Origin of the sequence: Sphaerospermopsis torques-reginae ITEP-024 (assembly GCF_019598945.1) — a bacterium.
Lineage (GTDB): Bacteria > Cyanobacteriota > Cyanobacteriia > Cyanobacteriales > Nostocaceae > Sphaerospermopsis.
On sequence record NZ_CP080598.1, the window covers coordinates 3555985 to 3576536 of the forward strand.

A 20552-nucleotide genomic window follows, 5' to 3' on the forward strand; every position below is an offset into this window, starting at 1 on the left:
TTTTAATTCACAGAAGTTCTAAAAGATTCCAAATAACCTACTAGACAATCTGGGGTGTCAGCATATTGGGACAAATCAGAAATTAGCGTAGTTTCCCTTAAATTTAAGGTAACTTTTATTTTTTTAGTAAAATACTTGGGATTTCCTTTATTTGCTTCTTCAATTAGTTTTTGAATAAATTTGAATAAAAAGTAAATTTCAAATTTACCTCGAAAACTTTTTTGACGTTCTTGTATACATAGATGATTTTGCTTTAAGTCTAGTTCTTCTTGAGTAACAGTAATTGCTTTGGGAAATTGAGTATGTAGCTCATTAATTGTGTAGTTGCTAGTGATATTATCTAAATCTATCTGTACTAACTTTGAGAGATCAAAGCCAGATAACTTTAAATCTGCTCTTTTTTCTCTTTGACAAGCTATCCAAATATTTAAAAGTTCAACTGCATCATGGAATTCTTTCTGGAGTTTTATATACAGGTTTTTACAGTTATTAAAATCAATATCTGATTCAGCAAGCTTAAATTCACTTCTCAGAATTTCACAAAAACTATTAATAGATGTATATAAATTTTCAATTGAGTAACAAGGAGTTTCATATATTCCGGTTATTGCTGTATTTTTTATTGATACATCAAAATCTCTGTCTATAAAGTATGCTGCTCTAGCTTGAGAGTAACTTTTGCGATTAGTAATAATTCGATGAATGTCTAAAACTCCTTCTTTTCCGTCACAACTAAAGTAAGAGTATTTTATTGGTCTGGCAATATTTCTGATTCTAATTCCATAATACTTCTTATCATCTTCACCTTCAAAGAAGCAGTATAGAGCAGATTCATTTTGTTTGTATTGTCGGGTAAATTCGGTAAATGCTACTACTGGTCTATTCCGAGCATCTCTAAGTTTAGCTACTGACATCTATTTTTCCGTGACAAAATCATCTAAATCTATTGCATTTACATCTAATTCATTATCAAAAATGAATGGTGAATGTGTGACAGCTAAAAGAAGTTTACATTTACCAGATTTCAAAATATCAGGAAGTAATAATCTTTGCCATTCCAGGGAAAGAGAAAGCTCAGGTTCATCAAACAAAATTATGTATTCATCATCTGAATCCAAATAAATTTTAGAAAATAAGGATATAATCTGTTTTTCACCAGAGGATAAATTTCTAATATCTATTGGTTTATGATTTCTTTCTTGAACTATCGAAATTTCTACACTTGTTTCATCATAGATAATTTTCTTTTTGTGTAAGTATTTGTTACAGACTGCTGTAAACTGCTTAATGGAATTATCCTTTTCTTTTTGTTGTTCATAAAGTCCTACAAGCTTAGATAGAAAATACACTAATTGATCATATTTCTGTAATTTTATATCCTCAGAGTTGACTAACTGTTCTATATTTTTTTTATCTGTTTGAGATATATTGTCTCCTACTCGACTTAAAACTATGTTTAAAGTTTCTGGCTGGATGCTATCTCTCATCTCTTGTGTAGGTTCTATTCCTTCCACGAATTGTGTTAACATTTCACCAGTTACTTTTGAAAATAGTTCTAAGGTAGCATTCTTAATTGTTGTTTTAATTTCACCAAATTTTGCTATAACATCATTCATTCCAAACTGAATTAGTTTACCATCACTATCTCCAAGACGCGACCCTTCATAACCTAAGTTTTTTAAATCTTCTTCAATCCTTCTATAAGTGGGAAAATATAATATTGATTCATTAATGTTTTCTTGAATAGTATTTCTAATTTTCTCAATTTTTTTTTCAGGTTTATCTTCGACTTTCACAGCCGTAATTCTTTCATCAAGAAATCCATCTAAGTATTGAGATTGTATATCGTACATATCTCTTAGCTCTAAAACCCTTCGGCGGATACTTTTAGACGGATAACCTCGTTTAATATCCATTAAAAGTCTATCTATTTCAATTGAAGGTACATAAGGTCTAAGTTTAGATATAAGCTGAAGATTTAAATCACTTAAAATTTCTCTTCTAATTGAATCTCCTTCATAGTAAGAAACCAAATCTCTTTTTTTAATTTCAACACTTACACCAGATGTGAATTCAATCACTACTGACTCAAAATCAATGGTAATTAATCTACTAAACTTACAAGATATTGAATAGTAAAGAGCATTCAAAATAGTGGTTTTACCAGAACCATTTTCAGCAATCAGAATAACAGCTTCTTTATCAAAAGGTATTTTCACATACTTATAGCCGAATAAGCCATTGAGAGAAAATGACTTCAAATTACTAGAATTAAGATGTTCACTTAACAGCATAATTATTGATTCTGACTATTTATAGCTGTGATTTTGAGACTATTTGTTGCATACTTTCTATAGTAACTCATCTTGAGGACAGAATGAATTATGAATTACAACTTATTTTAAACCGGCGGTATTCCTTCTTCTTCCACAGGACGAATAATAGCCGGCGCTGGTGTTATTTCTGGCTGAAAAATCGCCTGTAAAGCTTGTTCTAATGTCTGCGCCATGACAATACGATTTTCATAAGCAACAACCACCCTAACCAAAGTTGGTATACTATTCTGGGTTGCTTCTAAATAAATTGGCTCAACATATAATAAAGATTGTTCAATGGGAACAATTAAAAGATTACCTTGAATTGCTCTTGATCCTTGACGATTCCATAATGAAATTTGTTGAGAAATTACCGGATCTTGGTTAATTCTGGCTTCTATTTGTTCTTGTCCATAAATTAAACGTTCTTTAGGAAAGTTATACAGTAGTAATTTACCGTAATTTTCCCCATCAGAACGCGCTGCTAACCAAGCAATTAAATTGGTTCTTTCTTTTGGTGTGTAGGGAAGTAATAAAATAAATTCTTCAAAGGGAACACCAGGAAGACTGGTAATTAAATAGTAAGGTTCAACTGGACGGGGTTCAGTTCCATAAATTTCTTTGGGAATTTGCCATTGATCTTCCCGATTGTAAAATACTTGAGGGTTAGTAATATGATAAATCATTAACCGCTCAGATTGAATTTTGAAAAAGTCTACCGGATAGCGAATATGACTAAGCAGATTAACAGGCATATTCGTTAGCGGTTGGAACATTTGCGGGAAAATTTTTGACCAAGCAATAATTAACGGATCTTGAGGTTGAGCAACATAAAATCTGACAGTGCCATTGTAAGCATCAATGACGATTTTAACAGAATTACGAATATAGTTAATACCTTCGTTATTTTGATCTGAATAGGGATAGCGACTGCTGGTAGTGTAAGCATCAACTATCCAATAAAGATAATTTTTTGCACCTGGAAATTGTTGATTTTTATCATCTGGGTTGGCATCAGCGGCAACTATATAAGGTTCACTATCAAATTGTAAAAAAGGTGCGATCGCTCTAATTCTTTGGTTAATATTTCGCCGAAATAATACCTTGGTTTCTGGTAGAAAGTCCCGTGTAAATATCATTCGCCAGTCTTTTAAATATGTGGCAAATAACCACCGTCTCCATAAAGAACCAATTCTAATTCCACCGCTGCCATCGTAGGTGTTATAAACGTTATCACTACCGCTGGGATAATCTAATTCTTTAACTTTTGTTCCAGTCATGACATGAGTATTAGAAATTTCTCCATAATAAATTCGCGGTTCACCAATAGGAATACTTTCCCGAATAGCTGCATTAGCAGTAGTTAAAGCTGCACCATTACCACTAATATCTTTGACAAAATATTCTGGTAAACCACCAGGTGCAACTGTATTTACTGGACTCATGGTAAAACCATAACCGTGAGTGTAAATTAAATTGCGGTTTACCCATGTTTGTGCTTGTTGTGGGACAGCATTATAATCTAATTCTCTGGCGGCTATTAGTACCTGACGTTTTTCGTTTGTTGGGGGTTCTTGTTGGTTGGTTTGGCTGGTGATAATGTAACGATCAATATCGGCATCAGGAAACGCATAATAAGGACGAATTTGTTGTAATTGTCGGTTAGTTTTTAATAGTGGTTCTTGATCCCAAAGCCGAATATTGCGAATAGTTAAATCATTGGCTTTGATATCTGCTTGGGTTAATTTTCCTTGGGGATTAAAGGTTTGAGCATCTATGGCTTCTAAATCAAATGCTTGACGAGTGAGGGCGATAGTACGTTCAATATAAGGTGTTTCTCGCTGTAATTCATTGGGTTGAACTATGAAAGATTGGACAACCGCAGGTACAATAAAATCACCTGCAATTACTAATAATAAATAAATACCAAAACCATAAATTACCCATTGATGATGTTGAGATTTGGGTTTCCAAAATAAAGTTTGCCATAATAAATAAAAGGCGATCGCCACAGCTAAAACACATAACATTGTATCTGCTGGTAACTGTATTTTAACATCAGTGAAACTAGCCCCAAAACTCACTCCACGGGGAGAATAAACCAGTTCATAACGACTTAACCAAAAACCAAAGGCTATCACCAACATTAAACCGCCACCTAAGCCGAATAAATGACGTTTTTGTGTTGGCGAAAACCCAGGGAAAATGCCTTGACTGATACTGTCTCCTGATACAAGATAGGTGAGAGTAACAGCAACAAAGCCATATAAAAATAAACCTATCAGCCAAAAACCCAACAGTTCCCAGACAGGAAGGGAAAAAATATAAAAGCTGATATCTTTGCCAAATAAAGGTTCAGTGCTATTGAAGGGGGTGGAGTGGAAATACAACAATATTGTCTTCCATTGTTGAGATATTAACCACCCAAAACCGAAACTAAAAATAATAGCGATCGCCCACAGCAAAAACTGGGAATATATTAATACAGCGATCGCCATCACTAAAGCTAAAACAAAATACCAAACTTGATAAATAATTCTGATGCTCAAGTTCCAAACTATCTCTGGTCTAAATAAGATAGTAAAAGGTGAATTAACCTGATTAATTTCTCCATTCCAGTAACTTAACGCAACTTGTCCATAATGGGTGAAAATTAACCCCACTAAAAAACTCAAGCTTAACGTTAGCGGTAGCAACCAGAATAATTTAATTTGTGTGTTTCCCGTTTCAATTTGCGGAGTTTGATAGATTTGAATATATTTGGGACTTAGAAAATTTGTTAGTTCCCTACTCAGTGTAGTTTTTTCAATTCTTGCTGGCTCAATTTTCAGAGACTGGGGATATTGCCAACGTTTTGCTAAAGTTAAATTTCCCAGTAGATAGATCATACTCAAGCTAACAACACCCACCCATAAAGCACCTTGAGTTATTAACCGCACCAGAAAAGTTGGCAAATAGCCAACTTCCTGAAACCAAAAAATTTCCGCCCCTAAATGAGAAGCTAGATCCAAGATGATCCACAAACCCAGGCAAACGATAATAACTCTAAAGCACCATTTGAAAAACATTGATTTTCTAGGAAATAGGGAATAGGGAATAGGTGACAGTAAAAACTACGATAAATAAGCAAATACAGGATATTGCAGGTATATGAGGTACAAACATGAATAATAAAACTCTTGTGGTGCGGGCATCTTGCCTGCAACAAGTTTACCTCACTTGGATGAAATCTGCTGTATTAATTCCAATTACCAACCATTGTAAAAGCAGACCAATAGTATGGATGGGTTAAGTTGATCTTACCTGAATTAACATTTCCTGGTTTAAAATCTCCATGAGTCGCTAAATGAACAATTCCAAAAGGTCATTGGTAATTCAATGAAAGGATTTTGGATGCAAGGATTTTGGATTGTTTTTGTCAATTTCAATCTAAAATCTAAAATCTAAAATTTTCTTCCCCAGTCCCCAGTCAAGCGTCCCTACAATAACTAATTTAACCTTTGTGTAAGATTTTTGGCTTGGTCGGTGATTTTGTGCCAATTTCCTTCTAAAACCCATTTTTTCGGGAATAATTCCCCACTTAAACCCACGGCCACCGCCCCAACTTGTAAAAAATCTTTAGCATTTTCTAACGTTACACCACCAGTAGGAATTAAGGGAATATGACCAAGGGGTGCTTGTAAACTTTTTATATAACTCGTTCCTCCTACTGCTTGTACCGGAAACACTTTGACACAACTTGCGCCCAGAGTCCAGGCGGTAACAATTTCTGTAGGTGTCAGAGCGCCAGGGATAATAGGAACATCTTGAGATACTGCGACTTTAATCATTTCTGCATCCGTATGGGGAGTAAAAAGAAATTGCGCCCCAGCAGCGATCGCCTCTTTTAACTGTTGTACATTAAACAGTGTACCAGTACCAATTGTACAATTAGGTAACTGACTACGGAGTTGAGAAATTAATTTTCCAGGGCGATCGCTATTCCAGGTAATTTCTATTAACTGCATTCCCCCCGATGCTACCGCTAAAGCCATTTTTTCACCCCAGTCCATTTTCGGGGCGCGAATAACTGCAATTGCTCGATGTTGTTTTAATTTTGACAACCAAACTTGATTAGACATAAAACAATAAGCGTTCTTCAAATACGTGGGTAAGGGTAAGGAAGATAAGAATATTAGAAGAATATTGATATTAAAAAATAGTCGGTTTTAACCGACTTTTGCTATTAGACAGGTAATTCATTCCCTGGCGGTTTTTGTACCTCACTAAATTTTAAACATTGCTGTAAAAACCTTTGGGGAATTTCTATACTTTCTCCCCAATGTTGATGAACATAAGAAGCATGAACATTAGGAATATTAGGTAAATTCCATCCTTCAAAACCTGTATTTTCTTCACAGTCATAACGATAGGTATCAAACAATGGTTTTTGCGGGTTTGTAATTACATGAGAACGATGAAATTCATGTCCATAAATATTTGTACCCGCATCTAACAAAAAGCTATTTTCTAAAACTACTGCGCGACGATATCCTAAAGTTAATTTTTTATCCATTTGTGCAGATGTGGGCAATATTCCTACCATTGTCCAAGATTGATTTTCAAAATCAATAATATTTTCACACAAATACATTAAACCACCACATTCAGCAATGGTGGGTATTCCTGATAAAATCGCTGTTTTTACTTCTTGAATAACTTTAATATTTGCTGCTAGTTCTTGTGCAAATACTTCAGGAAACCCACCACCAAAATACATTCCTTGAATATCTTTTGGTAATTGAGTATCTTTTAAAGGACTCCAAAATATTAATTCTGCTCCCAGTTTCTCTAATAAATCTAAGTTGTCTTGATAATAAAAATTAAAAGCTTGATCCCGTGCAACAGCAATTTTGATTTTTGATTTTTGATTTTCTTTTATTTCTCCGCTTTCTCTGTGTCTGTGCGGTTCGTTGATTTGAAAATTGGGAACATCTGAAGACAGAATTTCAGTTACTTGTAAAAGTGGTAATAATTTTTCCCAATCAAAACAATGATCGCCTAAATCTGCGAGACGATGAATTACATTATCTAATTCTGGTAATTCTCCTGTGGGAACTAAACCCAGATGACGATCAGGAATAGTAATATTATCCTGTCTTTTGAGGACACCCAAAATAGGTAAGTTGAGAGTTTTCAAGGAATTTTTTAATAAAGATAAATGGCGATCGCTCCCTACTCTATTTAATACTAACCCTGCAATTTTAACTCTCTGATCCAAACTACAATAACCATGTGCGATCGCAGCTACTGACCCAGACAAACGACTACAATCAATTACTAATATTACCGGAATATCTAATAATCTGGCAACATGGGCTGTACTAGCAAAGTCCATTTGATGATTGCCATTTTCAGTTGTATTGAAAGAATTACCAACACCATCAAATAAACCCATCACTCCCTCAACCAGAGTATATTCACATTCTTGGGAATGACGCTGAAAACATTTTTGAATATAAGTTTCTGAAGTCAAAACCGCATCTAAATTTCGACAAGGACGGTCTGTAACATACTGATGAAACATAGGATCAATATAATCTGGACCAACCTTAAAAGATTGTACTTTGACACCACGACGACACAAAGAAGCTAAAAGTGTAAGTGTCACCGTAGTTTTGCCCACTCCGCTGCGTTCTCCAGCAATAATCAAAGACATGAATTAGGTAAAAAATGAAGGGAATATCACTTAATTGTATCTAATAATTGTATCTGATGATTGTACCTGATATTCCCATCCAAAAAAACTAACTAAAAGCATTTGGTGTTAAATTAATTTTGCCTGACTCCTGACTCCGGTTGGTGAGCGACTTGTACTGAGCGCAGTCGAAGTAAGTCGAACCACTGACTCCTGACTCCTGACTGCTAACTGCTAACTTATGAAATTTAATCAAAGCCTAACTATAGACAAATTTACTGATAATCTGATATGCTTTCAATGTTCAAATTTTTGCTTAACCCGTAATAATGCCTTTAGTTAAACCCCTCACTCAGCGTTTTTCTTTCCTGGGTTTTGGCAAACATCGTCCATCGAAATTCAGATTTTCCAAATTATTGCCTCTGTTATTGATAGTAATAGCAGTTTACTGTTTTTTAGAATTGGCTTGGCCAAAGCGTTTCCTGCTGCCCAGCCTATTTGGAGAGTCAGTATTTTGTGTCAACACTCCTGATAAAGTTTTAGCATTAACATTTGACGACGGACCTGATCCAGTCTATACCAGAGCAATTTCTCAAATCCTTTTAGATTATCAAGCTCAGGGAACATTTTTTGTCTTGGGAAAACACAGTGCAAAGTATCCCCAAATTGTCAGAACTTTGGAAAAACAGGGACATGAAATAGCAAACCATACATGGCATCATTACGATTTAAATAGTAAATTTAAAGATTCTATTTATAGGGAAATTACCGAAACCGATGTTTTAATTAATCAATTAATTTCACCAGATAATGTTCACTTTAGACCCCCTTTTGGTCGGGCTGGTGTTGCTGTAACGAATGTTGTAAAGCAGATGAGAAAACCAATTATTTTTTGGGATGTAGATTTACAGGACTGGCGTGGTAAATCTGCCGCAGAGATGATGAAAATTTTTGAAAATAACTTTCATAATGGTTCAATCATTCTTTTACATGATTCTGATGGTGTAGCAAAAAAAGGAGTATATGCTAGTCGCCATAATACAGTAGAGGTAGTGGAGAAAATTTTGAAAGCCTATACTCCCCAGGGATATAAATTTGTCACTATATCAGAGTTGTTGAAAAGAGGAACTGTAGTTAAAGTACAAGAACGCTGTTTAAAGCAAAATTAAAACAACAAAAATGGACGTGAATAATAGGCGCTCTACCGTTTCTGCTCCCTGGCTTCATCCTTTACTGCTGCTAATTTGGTTCATTATTGGTATGGGGTTACGTTTGACTAACTTAACAGCCAAACCGCCTTGGACTGATGAATTTGCGACTTTAGTATTTAGCTTGGGAAATAGTTTTTTACCAGTACCTTTAGATCAAGCGATCGCCCCTGATATTTTATTACAACCATTACAAATTAATCCCGCAGTTGGTATAGGAGATGTAATTAATAATATTCTCACAGAGGATAATCACCCTCCATTATATTTTGTCTTGGTTCATCTGTGGATGCGGTTATTTCCTCACCCAGAAGGTTTAGTATCCATATTTGCAGCACGTTCATTTCCAGCTTTATTGGGTGCTGTTTCTATTCCCTGTGCTTATTTTTTAGGTAAATTAGCTTTTCGTTCTTCATTAGTAGGACAATTAGCCGCTGCAATGATGGCAGTTTCACCTTATGCAATATTCTTAGCACAAGAAGCCCGTCATTATACATTGGCTATGCTTTGGGTGATGCTTTCTCTAGCTTGCTTGGTAGTTGCTATCCGTCATCTAGAAAAACAAAAATTATTACCTTTGTGGTTAATTATTGCTTGGGTAGGAGTGAACGCCTTGGGTTTTGCTACTCATTTCTTTTTTGTGATCACTCTTGGCGCTGAAGCTGTAGCTTTGATTTTTGTAGCTTGGAAACAACAACTGCACACAAAAATTTGGGTGTTACTCTCTCCTGTGTGGTGGCGGCTTTATTATGTAGTAGTTGGTACGGCTGTTGCTGGGTTAGTGTGGTTGCCAGGAAGGTTACAAAATCGCTACATTGGCACTTTAACGGAGTGGATTAAAAGTGAGCGTGTGGGACTAAGTTGGATTAGCCCCATTTTTCAAGCTTTAGGTACATGGATTACTATGATTTCCTTACTCCCAGTGGAAGCACCTGATTTAACAGTGGTTATTTTCTCTGGGTTGGTGATGTTAATTTTCTTTATTTGGGCAGTGCCAATTTTAATTCGGGGAATAAAATTTCAATTACAAAAACCGGAAATTGGTTCTATTACTCAAGTATTTGTTGCAGTAGTATTAGGAGCGATCGCTCTATTTTTCTTCTTTACTTATTTCCTGGGTATTGATCTTACCAGGGGCGCTCGCTATAGTTTTGTTTATTTTCCAGCGGTAATAATTTTAGTGGGTGCAAGTCTGGCAGTTTGTTATCAAAATCCCAACATTGGTAAATGGGGTATTACTGGGAAACAAGCTGTAATGCTGATTTGGGTAATGGGTTTAATCAGTGCAATTTCAGTTACTTTTAATTTGGGTTATCGCAAATATTATCGCCCTGATTTATTTCTTCCTGTCATTGAACAAAATTCATCAGTCCCGGTTCTCATTGCCACAACTCATAAAAGTTTAGTCCAAACTGGAGAAATGATGGGTATAGCTTGGGAGTTAAAATTCTCTGGTTTGCAAACTAATATTGAAAATACTCAATTTCTCCTCGCCCATCAAGCCCAAAACCCCAATACTTCTACTATAGCCCTAGAAAAGACTATCAAAGAATTACCACGACCTTTTGATTTATGGTTGGTTAATTTTCATGCTCCCATCAGTCAAGAAGTGGAAAAATGTCTGCCTGATGATCAAAAGTTGCCGGGAATATATGGGTATGAGTATGAATTGTTTCACTGTAAATAAATTATGGCAGGATTCAGGAGTCAGCCTTGCTTATAAATTATGGCAATAAAATCAAAATAGACTGTTAATACTCAAGGAAATAGGTTGATAATTATCCCCATTACAAAGGCATTAGGGTTCTTATTCAATAATGGACAATTAACAATGGACAATTGACAATGACCTCTCCCTGAAAGGAAGAGGATTGAAAAAGCGGATTTTTTTGGGTTTTTTCCCCTTCAAAGGGGAGGTTTTAAACCTTGAATGAAACAATTATCAATTGTCAATTGTCAATTATCAATTGATAAACTGATGACTTCAACAGTAACTTCAGGTGGTGCTTTACAAATAAAATCTGCTTCTCTTTGTTGCCAATCTAAGGATTTAACTTGATCGGCTAAAATGACTCCTGATACAGCTAAACCTGATGGCAAAATTACCTCAAATGGATAGCCCTTTACTTTTGTAGTAATTGGACAAACCAAGGCCAAGCCTACTCGACGATTATATTTTATGGGTGAAATAACAATGGCAGGCCGTCTACCAGCTTGCTCTCTTCCAACTTGAGGAGTAAAATTAATCCAAATTATATCTCCCTGTTGGGGAATGTATATTGTCTCAGAAGCATTCACGACCAACAGGTTCTCCGGTATCTATTTCATTGTGTAAATTTTCTGATGATACTCTTGATAGCAAATCATCCAAGTTGTACTTTTTTTCAGAAAATACGGGTAAATTGTTAGTTAAACTTTGCACTGCTAAAGATTCGATGGATTGACCTGTTAATTCTGCTAGGTGATGCAATTTTTGAAATAGATTATCTGGAATTTCCAGCATTAATTTGTGGACTGTCATATTTGGGTTGTTATTCAAACTCTACAAATTATCTCATCTGAAGGGAATATCAGCTGATTGTATCTGATATTTCCCTAATTGTGGTTTTACTTCAAGCAGTGAAAACTGTTAACTGTTAAAGTTGATGTTCAGCTAAAAAAGCATCAACTTCTTCTGCTGTGGGTTGGGATGCGATCGCACCTGGTTTAATAGTAGTCAACGCCCCTACCGCACTAGAGTATGTAACAACTCGTTTTGCTGTTTCTGCATCTCTCAAACTATGAATACCCAACTTACTCAACTGATGGAGAAACCCAGCTAAAAAACTATCTCCTGCACCAGTGGTATCCACCACTGGTATAGAAAAAGCTGGTAATTTACCTTCATTCTCACCTAAACAATAAGCACAACCATTTTCGCCATCGGTGACTAAAACCCCTTCTAATGAGTTCAATCTGTAAGTAATTGCTCCAGGGTCTGTAGTATCAAACAACCATGATGCTTCCTCTTTGGTGAGTTTGAGGAAATCAAAACGCGGCAATAATGCTGCAATTTTTTGCTTTGCTAAATTAGCATCTTGCCAAAATACAGGTCGCCAATTCACATCTAAGATGATTTTCAAATCATATTGTTCCGCTAATTTCAATGCCTGGTGAATAGCAGCTTCACTTTCAGGATAAGCTAATTCCAAAGTCCCCAACACCAAAAAATCAGCATCGTTAAACAGTGATTCTGGTATTTGTTTAGCTTGTAACCGGGTATCGGCAAATTCGCTAGTATCATATTTACCAAAACCAGCAAAAGAGCGATCGCCCGTCAAATCCCTGACTACATAAACTTGTCGCGTTGGTGCTGTCGGATGAAGTTGCACACCCGTTGTATCTACACCTACATCTTGTAATAACTTCACCAGTGCATTACCTGGTTGATCTTCTCCTACAGCACCAATAAAACCTGCGGGCGTTCCCAGTTTAACTAAAGCACAAGCCACATTAGCTGGCGCACCCCCTGGGTAGGGAGTCCAAGACTTGACTTCTTCCAGCTTTAGCCCCATTTGATCTGCTAAACAATCAAACAAAACTTCGCCTAGACACAAAACATGGGGATTACTCATATCATTTTCGATTTACGACTTGGGATTAGGAATATGTATAAAATGTATAAGCATCTTTATTCCTTTGTCTCCAGTTAACCATAAAATAGCAGTTTTTATCACCCCATATAGTACATAATGCTATAAAATCCCCAAATTTACCACTGAAGTAACACTGAATATTTACTGATGAATAGGTTATATTTTATAGAAATTTTGCTTTTAAGGAAATTAATCTTCAGATTAAATTCCCAGAAAATATTGACTTTAGTATTACTAGGAACATTCACAACGTCTAGCTCTGAGAGAATCTTTTAGAATTAGAAAGAGTGATTGAGTACATATACCAAGGGAGAAATAAATAAGCCATGGCTGCTAGTGAGTCTGGGACCCCTGTTAGTCTGTCAGACAGAGAACTGCAAATTATCGACTTAGTGGCCGCAGGCTTAACTAACCAAGAGATTGCAGCAAAACTGGAGATTAGCAAACGTACAGTTGATAATCATATCAGCAATATTCTCACCAAAACAAAGACAGATAACCGAGTTGCTTTGGTTCGCTGGGCTTTACAGTGGGGAAAGGTCTGTTTAAACGATATCAATTGCTGTACATTACCTAACTACAATGATTCAAATGTGAGTTAGTTTATTACTATGAATCCCTGTGGATGCTGAAAAGTTCAACCATTTTGGATTTTCGATTTGCGTTAGCGAAGCGTAAGCAGCGCAGCGAGTATTTGAGATAGGTACAACCGACAAAGAGCGGGGTATTGAGCTTGCTTCTGAAGTACAAGTACCAAAACACCTCAATCAAAATCCAAAATCCAAAATCCAAAATCTAAAATCTAAAATCCAAAATTGGCAAGATCAATTTTGAGGTTTACAGATTGTTCTCCTCCTCACCTTTATTTTTCAGTGTGAACCTCTACCACAAGTTCCGTGACTTTATGTAGTAAAAGTTGATGCTCTGGGAATTAGCGAATTTTTGCGATCGGAACTGACATATCAGAATTTCTCGTTTGATTTAGCCCAAAGGGTTTAGCATTGCTAAACCCCCACTGACTCATGACTCATGCTATTTTTCAACAAAAATTAGCAATAATCTAGTTGTACAAGCGTTACATTGGAAGGTGAATAGCTAGTTAATGTTTTACTAACGAAACCTAACAACTGATTCACTGAAAAACCTACCTGTCGCTAGACAATTTTGAGACTTTGAGACTATAAACAGTGCTATTATTGATAGGTATTTAGGTGATAGCCAAGCCTAAATACTTAATAGTAGAGTGAGATACACCCGATCTTAAAGCCTGTAGACTGAGTAGTGCCGACACTTTCAGGATGAAGCAGGAAGAAAAAGCCGACTTTTGTTAGCATTAGTTAGCTTTTTTGTATCGGAAATCTATATTACTTTATCAGCTTGGGGGAGAATGAATACTCCAACTTCTTATGCAAATAGCTCATTTCCCTTTAACTTTTTTAATCTTGACTTGATAGCACCATCACCAAACCAAGATACTAATTTACTAGAACAGCTATCTTTTGTACCTGGCTTACAAGAAATTCTCATGCTGCGTCAGGTTCATGCCTTAGAACACGCTACTGTTTGGGTTCTGAGTGAGACAAAAAGTGTTGATTCTTTTCCCAAACAGCCTACTCATGTACAGTTTGATAACGAATCATTAAGTGGTTTATCCACAGAACAAGGATTTTACCTTTATGGTGATGTAAATATCAGTTATTTACGGCGTGCAGTAACATTAGCTCAATATCGTCTTACCAACGGAGAATGGGATTTAGCGGTACATCCCCGTTGCGGTACAAATTTATCTGTAGCAATGTTGTTAACTGCTGGATTTGCTATGGGTGTGTCTGTGATGCTACCATTTAGACCTGTTGAGCAATTAATAGGTTTAGGATTAGCTGCAACTACGGCTTCTGAACTTGCTCCAGATTTAGGTGCTTTCGTTCAACGTTATTTAACAACAGCTATCCCCTTTAACCTCGCAATTGAAAATATCATTTTTACACGGGACACTTGGGGACGTGAAGCGCATTTTGTTAAGGTAAAATGGCGGCAAGTGACTGGTAACTGGTGACTGGTGACTGGTGACTGGTGACTGGGGACTGGGTAATAAATTTGATGTTTCCCTATTAACTATCAACTATCAACTATCAACTATCAACTATTACCAATTACCAATTACCAATTACCAATTACCAATTACCAATTACCAATTACCAATTACCAATTACCAATTACCAATTACCAATTACCAATTACCAATTACCGATTACCAATTACCAATTACCAATTACCAATTACCAATTACCAATTACCAATTACCAATTACCAATTACCAATTACCAATTACCAATTACCAATTACCAACCTACAAAAATAATTTTAATTATCAAACCCGACTCCTATATGAGAAAACTTTATTTTTTAGTTCCAGGAACAGATGGAAAATTTGCTTGTGGTGGTCTTTGGGCAGAGTTAAAAACAGTTAATTTAGCTCAAAATATCTGTAGTGCAGAAGTTGTCACTTACCGACAAAGAGAAAAGGATAAGTTGTTTCTTGATGACTTGCTACAAAAAAAAATAGATAACAATTTAGATAATGTAATATTCGTGATTAGTTGGGGATTTGATATAGCTAAACTTGCGCCTAAACTGCAAAAATATAATGTAGTTTATCATGCTCATAGTGCAGGTTATAAATTTAAACTTCCTTCCAGTATTCCGATTATTACAGTTAGCCGTAATACAATGGGATATTGGGGACAAAAAGCACCGAATAATCTAATTTATTATTTACCTAATCAAATCGCTGATGAATTTACAAATTTGCATTTAGACCGAGATATTGATGTTTTAGTGCAAGCGCGAAAATCTTCTGAATATTTAATCAAACAATTAATTCCTACATTACAACAAAAGTGTAAAGTTTTTGTTGTTGATTCTTATATTGAAGATTTACCAGGATTATTTAATAGAGCCAAAATTTACCTTTATGACTCTGCTGAATATTGGGCGCAACAGGGTGTAAGTGAAGGTTTTGGTTTACAACCGATGGAAGCTTTAGCTTGTGGTTGTCAAGTTTTTTCCAGCGTTAACGGTGGACTTTCTGATTATTTAGATCCGGGATTTAATTGTTATAAAATCGCTGGTTATTCTCTAGAATATGATGTACAACGTATTCTCAATACTTTATCATCTCCAGTTGCTTTGACTTTACCAGGAGAAGTTTTAGCAGAATACAGAACTGAGAATATTATCAAGCGATTTACGGTAATTTTATCAGAAATCAATGAGTTTTTTGATAACCAAAAATATTACTCAGCTAATATTCAGGATCTCACGAAAATGCGGTTAGCTAAATTATTTATACAGAGAGTACACAAGAAACTGAGAAAATTTAACAAGTAGATCAACCTGAAAAAACCCAATCAAAAAATATTCTATTAATTCTTGTGGGGTAGGCATACTTCGACTTTGCTCAGTACAAGTCTTGCCTGCCCTTTAACCCGGATTTCTCACCAAAATCCTCAAACCCTTATAAAATCTGGATTCTCGGTTTTCACACTGTGTCAAAAATCAGCACCATGAAAAATACCCGAAACTGGTTCTCCATAAGGATTATATAGATTGCGATCGCATTGTTTGTGAGAAATGCGGGTTTAACCACATAATATTGGATCATTTATTTCTTAAAGCTGGACGGGCTAGAAGCCCATCCCACAGCATTGGATCGCAAATGTCATGAAATTTTGACATAATGAACCCCAAGTCAAGGCGAATGTTATGATTCCATAACAATTTGATCCCCGCAGGGCTAATAAATACGTGAAATAGCTGAAAAACCGACTTCATACCCCTTGATCACTAGGCATGATTACCTGTTAGTATTTCATCAAGAAAAAACACGCTCCTGATCCCAAAGAAATGCTAATCATAGCAGAACGAGGAATCAGAAAGCGTGGCAATCCATTTAAAAACCAACTAAAACCCTTATAAACTGGGCAAAACCAGAAGTCAGGAATAAAAAATTCATCTGGGATAGATGAGATTTTATAAACCATTCTATAACCAGGGGAAGTCATTTACCCGAAAAACTACTGGAGGCCAAAATAAATGGCAAAAGAACGCCCACCGCTAGAGGAAATGACATTAAGGCAACTTCGTAAAGTTGCAAGTGAGTATGGCATTTCTCGTTACAGTCGGATGCGTAAATCTCAATTGTTAGCATCAATTCAAGAAGTACAAATTAACAAACTTTCGCTCAGTCCATCTCGTTCACTGGAGGCGCAGGAAACCGTGGAAGCAGCAAAATTTGAATTAGGTCAGGAAGATCGCACAGGTGGTTCTCTCGCTGATGTGGATGAGGGACTGGGAGATTTACCAGGTGGTTATGGTGAAAGTCGCATTGTGTTGTTACCACGTGATCCACAATGGGCTTACACATACTGGGATATTCCCAATGAACACAAAGAAGAGTTGCGTCGTCAAGGTGGACAGCAATTAGCACTGCGGATTTATGATGTTACTGATATTGATTTAGATCATCAAAGTCCCCACAGTATTCAAGAATATCCTGCGGATGAATTAGCGAGAGAATGGTATTTACCCATTCCTGTGAGCGATCGCGATTATGTAATTGATATCGGTTATCGTACCCCCATTGGTGGCTGGTTAGTATTAGCTCGTTCCGCCAGAGTTCACATTCCCCCTGTATATCCTTCCGACTGGATAGAAGATGTCTTTATTACCGTAGACTTTGAAGAAGACCTACGTGGTAAGACCAAGTATGAACTAATTCCCCCAGCTAAGAAAATCGCTGCGGTTGGTGCTGGTGAGAACCCCATTTACGACCAAATCTTTGGTATGGCAGAATCAGCAGAAGCTCAACGGGTTGCTGGTTCTCTGTTCGGTTCTATGCAGCACGTAGCCGGTTCTGTCCGTCCAGAACAAGCAATCAGTTCTTACATTTTCCCATCTGGTGTAGGTATGTGGGCAGTTCCCACTGCATCCGGGATCAATATGTCCGGTGTGGGTATGTCTGGGGTTGGTTTCTCCGCTTCCGCTGTTCCAGAACGTCCCCGTAAATTCTGGTTAATTGCTGATGCAGAATTGATTGTATATGGTGCAACCGAACCAGATGCAACTGTAACTATTGGTGGTCGTCCCATTAAACTCAATCCCGATGGTACTTTCCGCTTCCAGATGTCCTTCCAAGATGGTTTGATAGATTACCCCATTTTAGCGGTTGCTGCTGATGGTGAACAAACCCGTTCTATTCACATGAAGTTTGAGCGTGAAACACCTTCTCGCAATACCAATACTAAGGAAGAAGCTGTTTTGGAATGGCTAAAATAGAGTTTGAAAATTAGCAGTCAGCAGTCAGCATTCAGCTTATTCTCAAATCAAAAATATTCTTTCTGTAGTAACAGGGGAATTAAACCTAATATTTAGTATAAAGCTGATAGCTGATAGCTTATGAAAGTTTGAATTTTACATTACGCCATAACTGCATTACCCGCTATAGTTATTCTGTAGCGGGTTTTTTATTTGTCTGAATCAGGATGTCCAGGATTTCAGGATTAACAGGATTGTGATTGTTTAATTGATGGTTTGCATCTGAATTTAAAGATGTTATGTGATTATTTAATTTATATTTATCCTCTTTTCATAAACCAGAAGTTTAAAAATTACATCCTGTACATCCTATAATCCTGGTTATCCTGATTCTGATAAAATAAACCATCCTGTACATCCTACCCATTACCATATCTATGAAAAAATTATCTTTCTTATCCCTCTTAATTAGTAGTGCTTTTTTATTATTAGGTTTTCAGGAACAGGTAGCAAATTCTGCACCAAAACCATCAACTACTTGTCCTGGTAATAATTCTCAGTTTAGGATTGAATTTTTTAAAACTAATAATCAAGGTGAACGTTATTCTAGAGGTATTAATCATGTAATTCTGTTTAATCCCAAATCCCCCCATTTAGATTTTAAAGTAAATGTGGGGTTAGGTCATAAAATCTATGCTAAAGATGCTAGAGGCAATTTTAGAAGAGAATACATTCCTAAATTTTTTAGTCAATTGATAGCTGATGAAAATTCCCAATTAAATGGTAGAAAACCTATTGCAGCTATTAATGCAGATTATATAGATACTGTGAATAAACCCCAAGGTTTAAATATTTCTCGTGGTGTTGAATATTCCGGTGCTTTTAAAAATAGACGTTCTTCTTTTGCGATATCTGGAGGAAATCCCAGTCAGCGTGTTGCTACTATTCAGATAGGAAAAAGAGGATCTAATTTACTAAATTATAATGTAGTAGGTGGTAATGGTAGATTTTACAATCAAGGTAAATTTAAAGATATTTGCAAAGCTTTGGGTGAACTTGCTTGTAAAGGTGCTACTAATCGTTCTATGGTAGCAATTACCAGTAAGGGTTATGTAATTCTGTTAGTTAATGATATGAAAGCTAATTCTAGTATTCAATTTTCTACAAATAATAAAGAGTTGTTACCTAGTCAGTTTGATGATGTTTTAGAAGGTATTGCGAGAAATAATTGTTTAGGGAGAATTAGGGAAGGAATGTTATTTGATGGGGGAATGTCTCCGGGTTTGTTTTATAATGGTAAGGTGTATGTGGAAAATTTTGGACCCATTGGTTCGGTGTTTCTCATTTATAAGAAGTGAATGCAATAGTTCAATATGTCGAAATAGGAAAGCTATACTAAGTACCCTGCACAAAATTAATTTAACATTTTTGGAACAAACAAAAATCTCTGTATTCCTTATCTGTTCCCTGTTCCCTCTCCCAAATATAAAATTTATTTTGCACGACTACTTAGAATAAAATATCTAATTCCTAACTACAGTCAAACAACAACAGGTAAAAATATGGCAGCGGGTTTGTATGAGAATGATTTTTATCTTTGGACAATAGAACAATCTCAAAAGTTGCGTTGTGGTAATTTTGATGGGCTTGATTTACAGAATTTAGCGGAGGAAATTGAATCTTTGGGTAGACAAGAAAAACGAGAATTAGAAAATCGTTTAGGTGTGTTGATTGGACATTTACTCAAATGGCAATATCAGCAAGAAAAGCGCACACGCAGTTGGCAAATAACTATTAATACTCAAAGGCGTGAAATCAATAAACTGTTAAAAGATAATCCTAGTCTGAAATCATATCTAAATACGGCACTGCAAGAAGGTTTTATTTCAGGTTTAGATTTAGTATTGACCGAAACACCATTAAAGAAAAAAGAATTGCCTTCTCAGTGTCCTTATACTATTGAGCAGGTTTTTGATTCTACTTTTCCAGTTGATCTTGAGACAGAATTTGAATAATAAATTATTACAGCAGTTTCGATGTGAATGAGGTACAAATTTAGATCACAAAACCTTACACCAAAAGGATTTTCAAGCTGATAGCTGAAAGCTGCTGTAATATATTAATAAATTACAGCGATCGCTCTTTCCCCTATCCCAAATCGAATCTATCAAAAACTCGTTGATTTCTCTAAAATATAATATTTTATTATTAATAAAATTTTTTTAATAAGTTTTTCTCAAAAAAATTTGTGATTTTCTTGATTCACGGGGCGGCGGCTGTGGTACTATAGTGGTATCTAATATAATGGAGTGTGAGCAATTTTTTTTTAAGGCACATATTCCCATTGTCAGAATATCATACCTAGAGGAAAAAGTAAACTGGGGTAGACCCCAAAAATCGA

The 20552-nt window shown here is 35.9% G+C and carries 17 protein-coding genes; 9 read left to right on the forward strand and 8 right to left on the reverse strand.

Annotation, left to right across the window (positions count from 1 at the left end):
* Window positions 1-2 precede the first annotated feature (2 nt).
* The 5 genes from K2F26_RS16560 to K2F26_RS16580 all read right to left on the reverse strand — a co-directional run bounded on the left by K2F26_RS16560 (window position 3) and on the right by K2F26_RS16580 (window position 8013).
* Complete coding sequence (locus tag K2F26_RS16560; RefSeq protein WP_220608688.1) at window positions 3-914, reverse strand: DUF4435 domain-containing protein; 912 nt, start codon at window positions 912-914, stop codon at window positions 3-5.
* Window positions 915-2294, reverse strand: coding sequence for an AAA family ATPase (locus tag K2F26_RS16565; protein ID WP_194059155.1), 1380 nt, complete (start codon window positions 2292-2294; stop codon window positions 915-917).
* Window positions 2295-2401: 107 nt separating this feature from the next.
* On the reverse strand, window positions 2402-5383 hold the full coding sequence (locus tag K2F26_RS16570) for a UPF0182 family protein (protein WP_220608689.1): 2982 nt from the start codon (window positions 5381-5383) through the stop codon (window positions 2402-2404).
* Between the two features lie 420 nt (window positions 5384-5803).
* The gene (locus K2F26_RS16575; protein WP_220608690.1) at window positions 5804-6436 is read right to left on the reverse strand and encodes a bifunctional 4-hydroxy-2-oxoglutarate aldolase/2-dehydro-3-deoxy-phosphogluconate aldolase; all 633 of its coding nucleotides are present in this window, start codon (window positions 6434-6436) and stop codon (window positions 5804-5806) included.
* A 104-nt stretch (window positions 6437-6540) separates the two neighbouring features.
* A complete protein-coding gene (locus K2F26_RS16580; protein ID WP_220608691.1) occupies window positions 6541-8013 on the reverse strand; it encodes a cobyrinic acid a,c-diamide synthase CobB in 1473 nt (490 codons plus the stop codon).
* A 308-nt stretch (window positions 8014-8321) separates the two neighbouring features.
* Between K2F26_RS16580 and K2F26_RS16585 the strand changes: the two genes are divergently transcribed.
* Both K2F26_RS16585 and K2F26_RS16590 read left to right on the forward strand, forming a co-directional pair.
* Window positions 8322-9161 carry a polysaccharide deacetylase family protein gene (locus K2F26_RS16585; protein WP_220608692.1) on the forward strand — a complete coding sequence of 280 codons (840 nt, stop codon included), beginning with the start codon at window positions 8322-8324 and terminating at the stop codon, window positions 9159-9161.
* Window positions 9162-9171: 10 nt separating this feature from the next.
* On the forward strand, window positions 9172-10887 hold the full coding sequence (locus K2F26_RS16590) for a glycosyltransferase family 39 protein (protein WP_220608693.1): 1716 nt from the start codon (window positions 9172-9174) through the stop codon (window positions 10885-10887).
* 269 nt (window positions 10888-11156) lie between these two features.
* Here the strand turns inward: K2F26_RS16590 and mazF are convergent, their stop codons facing one another.
* From mazF to K2F26_RS16605, 3 genes are all read right to left on the reverse strand, one after another.
* Complete coding sequence (mazF, locus tag K2F26_RS16595) at window positions 11157-11498, reverse strand: endoribonuclease MazF (protein WP_246605396.1); 342 nt, start codon at window positions 11496-11498, stop codon at window positions 11157-11159.
* Window positions 11485-11721 carry an AbrB/MazE/SpoVT family DNA-binding domain-containing protein gene (locus K2F26_RS16600; RefSeq protein WP_220612020.1) on the reverse strand — a complete coding sequence of 79 codons (237 nt, stop codon included), beginning with the start codon at window positions 11719-11721 and terminating at the stop codon, window positions 11485-11487. Before K2F26_RS16600 ends, mazF begins: the two co-directional genes overlap by 14 nt.
* Window positions 11722-11836: 115 nt before the next feature.
* Entirely contained in the window at window positions 11837-12814 is a 978-nt protein-coding gene (locus K2F26_RS16605) for a carbohydrate kinase family protein (protein WP_220608694.1), read from the reverse strand.
* 347 nt (window positions 12815-13161) lie between these two features.
* Here K2F26_RS16605 and pedR point away from each other — a divergent pair, with 347 nt between their 5' ends.
* From pedR to K2F26_RS16640, 7 genes are all read left to right on the forward strand, one after another.
* On the forward strand, window positions 13162-13437 hold the full coding sequence (gene pedR, locus K2F26_RS16610) for a photosynthetic electron transport-dependent transcriptional regulator PedR (protein ID WP_194059146.1): 276 nt from the start codon (window positions 13162-13164) through the stop codon (window positions 13435-13437).
* Window positions 13438-14222: 785 nt separating this feature from the next.
* Window positions 14223-14891, forward strand: a complete 669-nt coding sequence (locus tag K2F26_RS16615) for a DUF6391 domain-containing protein (protein ID WP_220608695.1) — start codon at window positions 14223-14225, stop codon at window positions 14889-14891.
* Between the two features lie 10 nt (window positions 14892-14901).
* Entirely contained in the window at window positions 14902-15306 is a 405-nt protein-coding gene (locus K2F26_RS16620) for a hypothetical protein (RefSeq protein WP_220608696.1), read from the forward strand.
* Window positions 15224-16225: a glycosyltransferase gene (locus tag K2F26_RS16625; RefSeq protein ID WP_194059144.1), complete on the forward strand. Its 1002-nt coding sequence runs from the start codon at window positions 15224-15226 to the stop codon at window positions 16223-16225. Before K2F26_RS16620 ends, K2F26_RS16625 begins: the two co-directional genes overlap by 83 nt.
* 705 nt (window positions 16226-16930) lie before the next feature.
* On the forward strand, window positions 16931-18172 hold the full coding sequence (locus K2F26_RS16630) for a DUF4912 domain-containing protein (protein ID WP_194059143.1): 1242 nt from the start codon (window positions 16931-16933) through the stop codon (window positions 18170-18172).
* Window positions 18173-18588: 416 nt separating this feature from the next.
* Complete coding sequence (locus K2F26_RS16635; protein WP_437441038.1) at window positions 18589-19509, forward strand: phosphodiester glycosidase family protein; 921 nt, start codon at window positions 18589-18591, stop codon at window positions 19507-19509.
* A gap of 204 nt (window positions 19510-19713) precedes the next feature.
* Entirely contained in the window at window positions 19714-20166 is a 453-nt protein-coding gene (locus K2F26_RS16640) for a DUF29 domain-containing protein (RefSeq protein WP_194059142.1), read from the forward strand.
* The last annotated feature ends 386 nt before the right edge of the window (window positions 20167-20552 follow it).